4 protein-coding genes and 1 other annotated feature are annotated in these 16,111 nt (G+C 28.1%); all 4 genes read left to right on the top strand.

Going from position 1 to position 16,111, the window contains the following annotated elements:
• Window positions 1-183: 183 nt before the first annotated feature.
• Window positions 184-406: a binding site (T-box leader), on the top strand.
• Window positions 407-593: 187 nt separating this feature from the next.
• A complete protein-coding gene (trpS, locus tag GBZ86_RS05725) occupies window positions 594-1,595 on the top strand; it encodes a tryptophan--tRNA ligase (RefSeq protein ID WP_152888629.1) in 1,002 nt (333 codons plus the stop codon).
• A 142-nt stretch (window positions 1,596-1,737) separates the two neighbouring features.
• Window positions 1,738-2,436 (top strand): response regulator transcription factor, encoded by a 699-nt coding sequence (locus tag GBZ86_RS05720; protein WP_152888627.1) that lies wholly within the window; start codon window positions 1,738-1,740, stop codon window positions 2,434-2,436.
• Between the two features lie 261 nt (window positions 2,437-2,697).
• Window positions 2,698-11,277, top strand: coding sequence for a glycoside hydrolase domain-containing protein (locus GBZ86_RS05715; RefSeq protein WP_152888624.1), 8,580 nt, complete (start codon window positions 2,698-2,700; stop codon window positions 11,275-11,277).
• 191 nt (window positions 11,278-11,468) lie between these two features.
• The coding region (locus GBZ86_RS05710; protein WP_152888621.1) for an exo-alpha-sialidase at window positions 11,469-16,111 on the top strand (4,643 nt) is incomplete at its 3' end.

Here is a 16,111-nt window from a genome sequence, read left to right as displayed (position 1 = left end):
CATAAATAATTAATTAATTAAGTATAAATTTATAATATAATAGTGAAATTTTTTAAATGATTTATAATTCATTATATGCTAATTTTAAATGAATTTAGTTGGAAAATAAATTTATAAAAATCATTATACATGTTGACTATATTAATAGATAAGACTATAGTATTTATATAGAATTAAATTAAGAAAATGTTTATGAGAAGAAGTAGTAAATCTAAAAACAGACATACAGAGAGTTACATAATGGTGAGAGTGTGATAGTTATGTTTAGAATGAATGGATCTTTGAAATGCTTAGAGGAATTTTAAGTATTCTAAGCCGTATGCTAACGTTAAAGCATTGAGAGGCAAATATAGAAGAATCTAATAATTTGCAATAATAGGTGGTACCGCGATAGTTCGCCCTATGAATATATTTTATATGTTCATAGGGATTTTTTTATTCTTTAGGAAATTATAGTTTTGAGAATCTGTGGATAACTTTAATTAAAGTGCCGAAGGCGGTCTGCGAAGCAGATTTTGTTCTTTAAATTAATTTTTAGAAAAATCATTTATGTATTAAATGTTGAGATATTTAATATTAAGGAGGAAAAAGAAATGGAAAACAATAAAAAAATTATTTTTAGTGGAATTCAACCATCAGGTAATTTAACTTTAGGAAATTATTTAGGAGCTTTAAAAAATTGGGTTAAGCTTCAAGATGAATATGATTGCTTTTTTTGTGTAGTTGATTTACATGCTATAACAGTAAAACAAGTACCAGCAGACTTAAGAAAAAGAACTTTAGAAGTATTAGCTATTTATATGGCTGCAGGAATTGACCCAGATAAAAACACTTTATTTATACAATCTCATGTGCCAGCTCATAGCGAAGCCGCATGGTTATTAACTTGTAATTCTTATATGGGTGAACTGAGTAGAATGACTCAATTTAAAGATAAATCTCAAAAACATGGAGAATCAATACCTGTAGGATTATTTACTTATCCTGTACTTATGGCAGCAGATATATTATTATATAATACTGATTTAGTACCAGTTGGTAGTGATCAAAAGCAACATTTAGAATTAGCAAGAGATTTAGCTTCAAGATTTAATAATTCATATAGCCCAACATTTAAAGTACCAGATCCTTATATACCACCAGTAGGTGCTAGAATAATGAATCTACAAGAGCCAGCTAAAAAAATGTCTAAATCAGATGAAAATCAAAATAGTTATATTTTAATAATGGATTCACCAGAGATTATAAGAAAAAAAATAGCTAGAGCTGTAACAGATAGTATAGGCGTAGTAAATTATACTGATGAGCAACCAGGCGTTAAAAATTTAATAAATATTATATGTGCAATTAAGGGATATACTCCAGAGGAAGTTGTAGAAATGTATAAGAATAAAGGCTATGCAGACTTTAAAAAGGATGTAGCTGAAATAATCGTAGAAGAATTAACTCCTCTTCAAGAAAAAGTTAATTCTATATTAAAAAATAAAAAAGATTTAGAAGAAGTTTATAAAAAAGGTGCTGAAAAAGCAAATTATGCAGCATTAAAAATATTAAGAAAAATGCAAAAGAAAATAGGATTAATTCCTAGAGCTTAATAAAAGTAATAAATAAACCTAGAATTTTTTATATTTCTAGGTTTATTTATTAAGTGGATTTAACTATAGATTGCTAATATGATAAGTTATATATTTTAAGGTATGTTTATGCTAAGGTATAATTAAGGAGCTGATTTAGAGAATGTCTGATAAAAGAATATTAATAGTGGATGATGAAGAGCATATTAGGGAATTAATAAAATTTAATTTGCAAAAAAATGGGTATGGTGTTATTTTAGCTTCAGATGGTAAAGAAGCATTAGAAATTATAAAAAGCAAGAGAATAGATTTAATTTTATTAGATTTAATGTTACCTGAAGTAGATGGACTTGAAGTTTGTAAAGAAATAAGAAGGGATAGTATTATTTCAAATGTTCCTATAATAATGATTACAGCTAAAGGTGAGGAAGCTGATAAAATACTAGGGTTAGAACTTGGTGCAGATGATTATATAACTAAACCTTTTTCTATAAGAGAGTTAATGGCTAGAGTAAAAGCACTTTTAAGAAGAAGTAATTCCAAAAAAGATGAATTAATAGTTACCTTTGGAGAATTAGTAGTTAATTTTCAAAATAGGGAAGTTAAAAAATTAAGTGTAAAGGTTGACTTAACTTTAAAGGAATTTGAGATTTTAAAACTTTTAATACAAAATAAAGGGAAAATAATTACAAGAGAAATACTTTTAGATAAAGTATGGGGATATGAATATATAGGTGAAACTAGAACTGTAGATGTTCATATAAGACATTTGAGAAAAAAAATAGAAAAAGATGATAAAAATCCTCAATATATACAAACTATTAGAGGAGTAGGATATAAATTTATATATGAAGAATTTTAATTAACAAAACATTGTGAAAATATACAATTAGATATTTAACATATTAATATACATAAAAACAGCTTATATTATTTAAAATAAAATTTAAATAATATAAGCTGTTTTTTATTTTTGAAATTATGGTAATTAAAATATTTGAATAGCTTTAATTAAATTACCTAAAATAGTTTACAAGTGAAATTTGGTAGAAAGTATAATCCTTTTAATATAATTAAGCATATACTGAAAAGGATAGAAATAAAAGGAAAAAGGAGTTTTGTAATGCAGATACGTAAAGATAGATTTGATTCGGAACAATCTAAAATAGTACGTGTTTCTGGAAAGGGTTCAGAAGCATGGTTAGATATGCAGGTTAATTTTAACAACAAGGATATTAATATAGGTTCATCAATTTCAGGTAAAGTAACAGATTCAAATAATAATGGAATTGAAGGTGCCATAGTAAAATTAATGGATGAAAATTTACAACCATTAAGTAATGCTATGACAGATGAAAATGGTAATTATATAATAACTTCAATACCTTATAGTAATACTTATACTATGATGGCTATATCAGAAGGAAAAGAATTAAAACAAATACCCGTCTTTACAATATCTTTAGGAGAAAACAAAATAATTAATTTCACATTACAATCAGATACTAATGTTAATTTAGGAATAATAAGTGGAACCTTATTAGATATAAATTCAAGGGGTATAACTGGAGCTATAATTTTATTATATGATATAGAGAATGGTATAGAAAATTTAAAAGCAATAACTTATACAGATACTTCAGGAATTTTTGTGTTTAATGAATTAATGACAGGTAATTATAAAATTAAAATTACAGCATTAGGTTATAAATATGAAGAATTATCTATTAAGGTTAATGTAGGTGAAATAACAACAACTTCAAAAGTTTTATATGAAAATCCAGAAGCACCTGATGGAATTATATCTGGAACTATAACAGATAGTATGAATAATACAGTAGAAAATGCGGATGTTATGCTTTACAGTATAAATGAAAATAATGAGCTTAATCCTATGGCATTTGCAAAAGCAAATTCAAAAGGATTATATACCTTTATTAATGTACCACCAGGAGATTATTTAATTAAGTCTAATCAATCAGAACTAATAATAATAGAAAGTTTAACAGAGCCATTTAGTTTAGAAGCAAGTTCATTATTCTCTTATAATAATGAACCTATCATAACTTATAATGTTAATGCAACCTTTAATGAATTTGAAAGTTTTTCAGTACAATCTATTAATAAAAAATATTTAGATATTACTAGTGATTTACCTAAAGTAAAAAATTTGAAAAATGCTTCTATTTTAGTGAGATTTAAAACTAATAATTCTACAGATGTAATGACTTTATTTAGTGCATCTCAATCCACTCACTCTTCTAAAGAATTGGCTTTAATATTAAATGGAGGCATAATTAATGGCCATATAAGAGGGGATAATTCTAGTATAAATATTAAAAGTATAGAAAAGTATTCAGATGGAATTTGGCATATAGTTATAATGACTTTAGGACCTACTGGAGTAGTTATATATGTAGATGGTAAAAAAGTGGCTGAATCTAATACAGTAATAAATTTTACAAGCATTGCTTCTTTAGATTCTATGAATATAGGAAGAAATTTAGATGATAAACCAGAAGGCGAATGGTTTTATATGGGTAATATAGGATATGTAGATATATTTAATAGAGTATTAGAAGTAGATGAAATTACAAAATTAAGTAATATGACAATTACAGTAGGGTACTTTAATATACCTTTTATAGATTTTTCTTTAAAAACCGATAAACAAATTATAGTAGATAAACAGTCAGGGGTATATTTAGGCCATCCTTCTACAGTTTTATTAGATGATGAGAAAACCATGTATGTGGTTTATCCTAATGGTCATGGAAAAGGACCAGTGATTATGAAGAAAAGTATGGATGCTGGATTAACTTGGTCAGATAGATTGCCAACCCCATCTAGTTGGGCTTCTAGTGAAGAAACTCCAGTATTATATAAAATAAAAAAACCAGATGGAACAATGAGAATACAAATGATATCTGGTGTACCTAGAAGTGCAGCTGGAGGTTTTAGAACAGCTTATTCAGATGATTTAGGAATCACATGGAGTGAATTTATTCACAGATTTCCAGTTGGAAAATATCAAGGAATAGTGGCTCATGCTAGTTTAACACAATTAAAAAAAGCTGATGGTTCCTGGGATAATAAATGGATGGGAATATTTCATGATGGAACATTTAATAACTGGAAAACTTATTTAAGTTTTGATGCTGATGGAAATGAAATGTGGACAGAACCAGCAAGATTGTTAGAGCCACATAATACTATAGAGAAAGCAGCACAGTTATGTGAGATTGAAACTCTAAGATCACCAGATGGTAATCAATTAGCATTACTATGTAGGTGTCAAGCAAAACGGCATAATTCTATGATAGCATTTTCTAATGATGAAGGTGAAACTTGGACAGAACCAAGAGAATTACAAGGAGCTTTAATGGGTGAAAGACATAAAGCAACTTATGATCCTATATCAGGAAGATTATTAATTTCTTTTAGAGAAATAATAAGAGATCCTAATAAAACAGGAGATATATATAACTGGGTAGCTGGTGATTGGGTAGGATGGGTTGGAACCTATGAGGATTTAGTTCGTAATAGAGAAGGTCAATATAGAATTAGATTTATTGAAGATTTTACTCCATCTGTTAAATCTGGTGATTGTGGATATGCAGGTAATGAGGTAATTAGTGATGGAACATTTATATTAACTTCCTATGGTTATTGGGAGCCTACCTATGATAAGCCATATATAAAGACTATAAGATTAAAATTAGAAGATTTAGATAATTTTAACTTTGATAATAATATGGAAATATTTGAATTTGCTAAAGATTTTTCTAATATTCAAGGAAATAATGGATGGTATTATAAAGAATTTGCTAATGGAGCATATAAAGATTTAATTTATAATACTAGTATAGGTAATGGGATATGGCAAGGAACTCATGAGTGGTGTAGAGTTTATAAACCATCTATTTTACATCCTGGTACTAATCAAGATGTAGTATTAGCATTTAAATGTCCTAGTAGTGGAAAAATAAAAATTAATGCTAATGTGAAAAAAGCTAATATTAAAAGTGGTGATGGGGTAAAAGCCAATATTAAGTATAATAATATTATAATATGGCCAACGAATATGGATTGGCAATTAATAAGTTATAATAATGCTACTGGATATAATCAAGATTTAACAATAGCAGTAAAAAAAGATGATTATATATATTTCACAATTAATAATAATGGCAATGGTGATATATCACAGGATAATACTTTTTGGAATCCTAAAATAGAATATATAAGTTATGATATATCAGTAGCTCTTAATAAACCTGTAACATCAAGTCCATCAGAAACTGCTTATGGTAGAGGGCCTGATAAGGGTAATGATGGAGATTTAAACACTAGATGGTGTGCAAATAGTGGAGAGGCTTATCATTGGTGGCAAGTGGATTTGTTAGATTTTTATGATATTAATCAAGTGGAAATTATATGGCAATATAATGAAGTTTATGGTTTTGCAATAGAAGTTTCAAGTGATAATAAGTTTTGGAGAGTTGCTTTTGATAATGCAAGTAACTTGAAAAAAGAACAAGTATCTTTAATAAACTTAAATGAAAAGAGTATTAGATATGTAAAGATTCAAATGAAGAGTTTGCCAAATGAAAAAGTATACCCATCATTTTTTGAATGCAATGTATTTGGAAATTTAGCTGATATATTTGAATTTGATAAGGACTTTTCTAATATTCAAGGAAATAAAGGATGGTATTATAAAGAATTTGTTAATGGAGAATATAAAGATTTAACTTATAATACCAGTATAAATAATGGTATATGGCAAGGAAGTCATGAATGGTGTAGAATATATAAGCCATCTATGTTACATCCAGGTCCAACTCAAGATATAGTGTTAGCATTTAAATGTCCTAAGAATGGTAGAATAAATATTACAAGCGTAGTGAAAAAAGCTAATACTAGCTCTGGAAATGGTATAAAAGTTAATATTAAATATAATAATATGAAAATTTGGCCTATAGATAATGAATGGCAATCAATAAAATATAATGATTCTGTTGGATATAATCAAGATACAACAATAGAAATAGAAAAAGATGGAATGATATATTTTACTGTTAATAATAATGGAAATGGAGATATAGGACAAGATAATACTTTTTGGAATCCTAAAATAGTATATGTAAATGATAATGTTACAACTTTAAATATGCAAGGATTGCATGGCTTTATTGGTAGTAAAGATAAACATTATTTAAAAGAACAATATAGTGAAATAATTAAAGAAAGTGAAAATAAAGAATGGAATATAATTGCATGGAAAGGAGAAAAAATAAATAATGAAATAATATTATGGACAGAAAATAATGATATTAGTAGTGTTTATGTTAAAGCTACTGATTTAAAAGATAGCAATGGAAATATAATATCTCAGGAAAATATATCTTTTAACTTCTTAAAATATGTACATGCAGAAGGAAGTATGATTCCAGATATATTAGACAATATTAATACTTTAAGTATAAAAGCTAAGGATATTCAGCCATTATGGATAACAATAAAAATTCCTAATGGTGCTACATCAGGTAAATATACAGGAGAAATAGGGGTATATTCTTCTAGTTCAGATACTATCAAATTTACTATTAAGTTAGAAGTTTTAAATATGGAATTACCAGCTCCAGATAATTGGGATTTTCATTTAGATTTATGGCAAAATCCATATTCAGTAGCTAGATATTTTAATGTTCCTTTATGGTCTACAGAGCATATAAATTATTTAAAACCACATTTAAAACTACTGAAATCAGCAGGACAAAAAGTAATAACTACAACAATAATGAAAGATCCATGGAATTCTCAAACCTATGATCCTTATGGTGGTATGGTAAAATGGACAAAAAATACTAATGGAACATTTACTTTTGATTTTACTGATTTTGATATATATGTTCAGTTATGTATTGATATAGGTATTAAAAAACAAATAAATTGTTATAGTATGGTTCCTTGGGATAATAGAGTTTTTTATTTTGATAAAGTACAGAATAAAGAAGTAAGTCAAAGTTTTACTCCAGGAAGTGTTGATTGGATAAATATTTGGAAACAATTTATTAATGCTTTTGTAGCTCATGTTAAAACTAAAGGTTGGGAATCTATAACTTATATAGCTATGGATGAAAGACCTTTAAATGATATGAAGGCTGTAATGAATCTTCTTAGAAATACTCCTCTTAGAATTTCAGGCGCTATGAACTATGGTAATGTAAGTGATTTAGTAGATAATATTCATGATATTTCTCTTGCTCTTTGGGAAGTAACAGATGAGTTTTATCATATTATAGAACACAGAAGAGCATTAGGACTTATTACTACCTATTATGTGTGTACAGGAGTATATCCAAATACTTTTACTAAATCTAAACCAGGTGAAGCTGTTTGGCTTGGATGGAATACTGCAAAATATAAAGCTGATGGATTTTTAAGATGGGCATATGATAGTTGGGTTAAAGATCCATTAATTTCTACAGATCATGTAAAATTTGAGTCTGGAGATTGTTTTTTAGTTTATCCAGATGCTAGAAGTTCTGTAAGATTTGAAAGATTAATAGAAGGAATTCAAGATTGTGAAAAGATTACCCAACTGTTAAAAATTTATCCAGAATGGATGTTTGAAATTGAAAAAATTCTTAAAGCATTAAAAGGTGGTTCTGGTGACTATTCAGTTGATTATGGACAAGAAGTTTCCATTGCTAAAGAAAAGTTTAATAATATAGTTAGAAGAATAATAGTGGGAGAAAAACCATTAGTACCAATATCTATTGATAAACCAGCTACATCAAGTCCCTCAGAAGCTGATTTTGGAAGAGGCCCTGAAAAAGGAAATGATGGGAATTTAAATACTAGATGGTGTGCAAATAGTGGAGAGGTTTATCATTGGTGGCAAGTTGATTTGATGGATTTTTACGATATTAGTGCAGTAGAAATTATATGGGAGAAAAAAGAAACTTATGGTTTTGCCATAGAAGTTTCTGCTGATAATATTTCTTGGAGAGTTGCCTTTGATAATACAAGTAATTTAAAACAAGAACAAGTATCCTCAATAAATCTAAGTGAAAAGAATATAAGATATGTAAAAATTCAAATGAAGAGCTTGCCAAATGATAAGGTATATGCATCATTTATTGAATGTAATGTATTTGGAGTTTTATCCAATATATATGAATTTGCTAAAAGTTTTTCTAATATTCAAGGAAATAATGGATGGTATTATAAAGAATTTGCTAATGGAGCATATAAAGATTTAATTTATAATACTAGTATAGGTAATGGGATATGGCAAGGAACTCATGAATGGTGTAGAATTTATAAACCAGCTATGTTACATCCTGGTACTAATCAAGATGTAGTATTAGCCTTTAAATGTCCTAAGAGTGGAAGAATAAATATTAGTGGTAATGTTAAAAAAGAAAATATCTTAGGAGGAGATGGAGTAAAAGTTAATATCAAATATAATAATAATAAAGTATGGCCATTAGATAATGAGTGGCAACTAATAAAATATAATGATGATATTGGATATAATCAGGATATAACATTAGATGTAGAAAAAGATGGAGTTGTATATTTTACTGTTAATAACAGTGGAAATGGAGAAATAGGACAAGATAATACTTTTTGGAATCCTAAAATAGTGTATGTAAGCTATGAATTTTCAGCCTTGAGTTTACAAGGTTTCTTTGGTAGCAAAGATAAACATTATTTAAATGAACAATATAGTGAAATAATTCAAGAAAGTACAAATAAGCAATGGGATATAGTAGGGTGGAAAGGAGAAAAAATAACTAGTGAGATAATATTATGGACAGATAATGATGATATTAGTAGTGTTTATGTTAAAGCTACTGATTTGAAGGATAATAATGGGAATATAATAGCGCAGGAAAATATAACTTTTAACTTCTTAAAATATGTGCAAGCAGAAGGAAGTATGATTCCAGATATATTAGATAATGTTAGTACTGTAACCATAAAAGCTAAGAGTATTCAACCACTATGGGTAACTATAAAAATTCCTAATAATGCTATGGTAGGTAAATATATGGGACAAATAGCTGTATATGGTGCTAATATAGATACAATTAATTTTACAATTAATTTAGAAATTTTAAATATGGAATTGCCAGCTTCAGATAATTGGACTTTCCATTTAGATTTATGGCAAAATCCATATGCAGTAGCTAGATATTTTAATGTTCCTTTATGGTCTACAGAGCATATAAATTATTTAAAACCACATTTAAAATTATTAAAATCAGCAGGACAAAAAGTAATAACTACAACAATAATGAAGGACCCATGGAATTCTCAAACCTATGATCCATATGATGGAATGGTAAAATGGACTAAAGAAACTATTGGAACACTTACTTTTACTTTTAACTATACTGATTTTGATAGATATGTTCAGTTATGTATGGAGGTAGGAATTAAAAATCAAATAAATTGCTATAGCATGGTTCCTTGGAATAATAGAGTTTTTTATTTTGATAGAGCACAAAACAAAGAGGTAAGTCAAAGTTTTACTCCAGGAAGTGCTGATTGGACAACTATATGGAAGCAATTTATTACTTCTTTTGTTTCATATCTTAAAACAAAAGGATGGGAAAATATAACTTATGTAGCTATGGATGAAAGACCTACGGCTACTATGAATGCCGTTTTTAATTTACTTCAAGGAACTCCATTAAAAATTTCAGGAGCTATGGCATATGATCATGTAAGTTATGTGAATAGTAAAATTCATGATATCTCTATTGCTATGAGAAATGTAGAAAATGAAGCAGAAGTGGCTATGTTAATGAAGAATAGAAGAAATATGGGATTTAATACAACTACCTATTTAGCAACTGGAGATTATCCTAATTCGTTTACTAAATCTAATCCAGCTGAATCAGCGTGGATTGGTTGGTATACTAGTAAACTTGATGCAGATGGTTTCTTAAGATGGGCCTATGATAGTTGGGTTGAAGATCCGTTAGTTTCTACAGATCACGTAAAATTTGAATCAGGGGATTGTTTTCAAGTATATCCTGAAAGAAGTTCTGTAAGATTTGAGAGACTAATAGAGGGTATACAGGATAATGAAAAAATAAGATATATAATGAAAAATCATAGTGATTGGCAGTTTGAAGTGAATAAAATATTAAATAGTTTACAGAGAGGAAAAAGTTTAGGAGATGGAGTAGATTTTGGAGTAGAAGTAAATACTGCCAAAAAATCTTTAGAGAAGATAGTTAGAAGAATATTAGCAGGTGAAAAGCCAGCAGTATCAATATCTATTAATAAACCAGCCACATCAAGTCCATCAGAGGCTGCTTATGGTAGAGGACCTGAAAAAGGAAATGATGGAGCTTTAAATACTAGATGGTGTGCAAATACTGGAGAAGCTTATCATTGGTGGCAAGTTGATTTAATGAATTCTTATGATATTAGTGCAGTGGAAATTGTATGGGAGAAAAATGAGGCTTATGGTTTTGCCATAGAAGTTTCATCTGACAATGCATCATGGAAAACTGTTTTTGATAATACTAATAATTTGAAAAAGGAACAAGTATCTTCAATAAACCTAAGTGAAAAAAATGTAAGATATGTAAAGATTCAAATGAAGAGTTTACCATCAATATATGTTTATGCATCCTTCTTTGAATGTAATGTATTTGGAACTTTATCAAATTAAAGGTTTTTAATATATTTAAAAACTAAGAGCTTATACTAGTTAATTTAAAAAAATTTAATTAGTATATGCTCTTTTTCTTTGTTAATTAATATAGATAATATAAAATTAGAAATTTTATAAAGCATAATCATTTTAAATTATTATGCATATATTAAAAAGAGTAAAAATAAAGGAAAAAAAGGAGTTCCATAATGCAGATACGTAAAGATAGATTTAATTCAGAACAATCTAAGATAGTACATGTTTCTGGAAAAGGTTCAGAAGCATGGTTAGATATGCAGGTTAATTTTAACAATAAAGATATTAATATAGGTTCATCAATTTCAGGTAAAGTAATAGATTCAAATAATAATGGAGTTGAAGGTGCCATAGTAAAATTAATGAATGAAAATTTACAACCATTAAGTAATACTATGACAGATGAAAATGGTAATTATACAATAACTTCAATACCTTATAGCAATGCTTATACTATGATGGTTATATCAGAAGGAAAAGAATTAAAACAAATACCAGTTTTTACAATATCTTTGGGAGAAAATAAAATAATTAATTTTACATTACAATCAGATACTAATGTTAATTTAGGAATAATAAGTGGAACTTTATTAGATATAAATTCAAAGGGGATATCTGGAGCTATAATATTATTATATGGTGTAGAGAATGGTATAGAAAATTTAATTGCCATAACTTATACAGATACTGCAGGAATTTTTGTATTTAATGAATTAATGACAGGAAATTATAAAGTTAAAATTACAGCATTAGGTTATAAATATGAAGAGTTATCTGTTATGGTGAATGTAGGTGAAATAACAACAACTTTAAAAGTCTTATATGAAAATCCAGAAGCACCAGATGGAATTATATCTGGTGCTATAACAGATAGTATGAACAATACAGTAGAAAATGCTGATGTTATGCTTTATCGTATAAATGAAAATAATGATCTTAATCCTATGGCATTTACAACAGCAAATTCAAAAGGATTATATACCTTTATTAATGTACCACCAGGAGATTATTTAATTAAGTCTAATCAATCAGAATTAATAACAATAGAAAGTTTAAAACAACCATTGCAGCTAGAAGATGGATCGTTATTATCTGTTAAAGATATAAATACATTTGAATTCAGTAAGGGTTTTTCAAAGATTCAAGGTAGTAATGGTTGGTATTATAAAGAATTTGTAAATGGTGAATATAAAGATTTAAATTATAATATTAGTATAGGTAATGGAGTATGGCAAGGAACTCATGAATGGTGTAGAATTTATGAACCATCTATGTTACATCCAGGACCAACACAAGATATAGTATTGGCATTTAAATGTCCTAGCAGTGGGAAAATAAAAATTTCAGGCAATGTGAAAAAAGCTAATCTTGGAGGCGGTGATGGAGTAAAAGTTAATATTAAGCATAATAGTATTAAATTGTGGCCACTAGATAAAGAATGGCAAGTTATACAATATAATGATTCTGTAGGATATAATCAAAACATAACAGTAATTGTACAAGAAAATGATTATATATATTTTACAATTAACAATAATGGTAGTGGAAATATATCTCAAGACAATACTTTTTGGAATCCTGTTATAAACTATGTAGTAGAAGATCAGTTATTTAAAGAGTTTAACGTATTTAGCACAGAGCAGGATGGATATGCAACCACAAGAATACCAGGAATAGTAGCCACATCTAATGGAACTTTAATAGCTTATTGTGAAGGAAGAAGTAGTGGATCAGATTGGGCAACTATGGATTTGGTAATTAAAAGAAGCACAGATGGAGGAGAAACTTGGAGTGAGCCTATAGTATTATTTGATGGAATAAATACAGGAAAGACCTACAATAATCCTGTAATGATAGCAGATAAAAATAGTGGATTAGTACACTTAGTATATTGTATAGGATATGCAACAGCTTATTATGTTAAAAGTTTAGATCATGGAGTTAATTGGTCTACTCCAGTGGATATTACAGCAACCTTTAATGAATTTAAAACGGAATATAATTGGGTGGTTATTGCTGCAGGGCCAGGTCATGGAATTCAATTGAAAAATGGAAGATTAATTATACCTGTATGGCTTGCATTGAATAAAAGTCATGCTCCATCAGTTACTTCTGTAATTTATAGTGATGATAAAGGAGTAACATGGAAAAGAGGGGAAATTATAAAAGGTGAAGATTATATGCCAGACCCTAATGAAACTACAGCAGTTGAATTAATGGATGGTTCAGTACTTTTAAATATGAGAAATAAAAGTTCAGAGAAAAAAAGAGCAGTAACTATAAGTAAAGATGGAGTAAATAATTGGTCAACACCAAAGCTTCATGAAGATTTAGATGATGCAGTATGCTTTGCAAGTATGATAAGACTTACAGGAAATGATGAATATTATAATAATAGAATATTATTTAGTAATATAAACAATACAGCAGGAAGAAGTAATCTTACTATAAAAGTATCTATGGATGAAGGAAACACATGGGAAATTACTAGAACCATTTATGCAGGTGGAGCAGCATATTCAGATTTAGCAGTAAGTGGGGATAAAAAAGAAATATATTGTTTATATGAAAAAGATGGCTACAATAAATTAGTTTTAGCGAAATTTAATTTAGAATGGATAACTATGGATAAACAAAAATTAAATCCAATAAATGATATAAGTAAAATAGTATATCCAACTAGTAGTAATATAGTGTTAACTGAAGAATGGAATTCATTAGATAAATGGAATATTGCAGGACAAGGACAAGTAAATTTAACAGATATGAATACCCTTAGTATGTATAGTAATAATGGTAATAATACTTCAATTACAAACAGGCATTTAAATATAAGATCTAAATATAGTATAGAATTTAAGGCTAGGTTTAAAGATTTTGTAGCGGGAACTTTAGGAGCTAATGTAACTTTAGGAACTAAAGTTTGTGATGGAAAATATAGATTAATGTTAGATTTTAAACCAAATGGAGTATATGCTATAACAGGCTTAGGAACCTGGGAAAGTATAAAAAATGTAACCATAAATAATGACTGGAATATATGGAGAGTTGAAGTTGATAATGGAAATGCAACCTTATATGTGAATAATGAATTGATGACCACATTTACTTTAGCATTAAGAGCATCTAATGATTTAGTAGAACATTGGATTAATGGATTATCAAATGATGTATCAGAAATAGAAGAAGAATATTTTAAATTATATTATGAATCAGAAGAAACTTTTAAAGAGTTTAATGTATTTAGCACAGAACAGGATGGATATGCAACCACAAGAATACCAGGAATAGTAGCCACATCTAATGGAACTTTAATAGCTTATTGTGAAGGAAGAAGTAGTGGGTCAGATTGGGCAACTATGGATTTGGTAATTAAAAGAAGCACAGATGGAGGAGAAACTTGGAGTGAGCCTATAGTATTATTTGATGGAATAAATACAGGAAAGACCTACAATAATCCTGTAATGATAGCAGATAAAAATAGTGGATTAGTACACTTAGTATATTGTATAGGATATGCAACAGCTTATTATGTTAAAAGTTTAGATCATGGAGTTACTTGGTCTACTCCAGTGGATATTACAGCAACCTTTAATGAATTTAAAACGGAATATAATTGGGTGGTTATTGCTGCAGGGCCAGGTCATGGAATTCAATTGAAAAATGGAAGATTAATTATACCTGTATGGCTTGCATTGAATAAAAGTCATGCTCCATCAGTTACTTCTGTAATTTATAGTGATGATAAAGGAGTAACATGGAAAAGAGGGGAAATTATAAAAGGTGAAGATTATATGCCAGACCCTAATGAAACTACAGCAGTTGAATTAATGGATGGTTCAGTACTTTTAAATATGAGAAATAAAAGTTCAGAGAAAAAAAGAGCAGTAACTATAAGTAAAGATGGAGTAAATAATTGGTCAACACCAAAGCTTCATGAAGATTTAGATGATGCAGTATGCTTTGCAAGTATGATAAGACTTACAGGAAATGATGAATATTATAATAATAGAATATTATTTAGTAATATAAACAATACAGCAGGAAGAAGTAATCTTACTATAAAAGTATCTATGGATGAAGGAAACACATGGGAAATTACTAGAACCATTTATGCAGGTGGAGCAGCATATTCAGATTTAGCAGTAAGTGGGGATAAAAAAGAAATATATTGTTTATATGAAAAAGATGGCTACAATAAATTAGTTTTAGCGAAATTTAATTTAGAATGGATAACTATGGATAAACAAAAATTAAATCCAATAAATGATATAAGTAAAATAGTATATCCAACTAGTAGTAATATAGTGTTAACTGAAGAATGGAATTCATTAGATAAATGGAATATTGCAGGACAAGGACAAGTAAATTTAACAGATATGAATACCCTTAGTATGTATAGTAATAATGGTAATAATACTTCAATTACAAACAGGCATTTAAATATAAGATCTAAATATAGTATAGAATTTAAGGCTAGGTTTAAAGATTTTGTAGCGGGAACTTTAGGAGCTAATGTAACTTTAGGAACTAAAGTTTGTGATGGAAAATATAGATTAATGTTAGATTTTAAACCAAATGGAGTATATGCTATAACAGGCTTAGGAACCTGGGAAAGTATAAAAAATGTAACCATAAATAATGACTGGAATATATGGAGAGTTGAAGTTGATAATGGAAATGCAACCTTATATGTGAATAATGAATTGATGACCACATTTACTTTAGCATTAAGAGCATCTAATGATTTAGTAGAACATTGGATTAATGGATTATCAAATGATGTATCAGAAATAGAAGAAGAATATTTTAAATT

This window comes from Clostridium tarantellae (assembly GCF_009295725.1).
Taxonomy (GTDB): Bacteria; Bacillota; Clostridia; order Clostridiales; family Clostridiaceae; genus Sarcina; species Sarcina tarantellae.
This window is presented reverse-complemented; position numbering and strand designations above follow the sequence as displayed.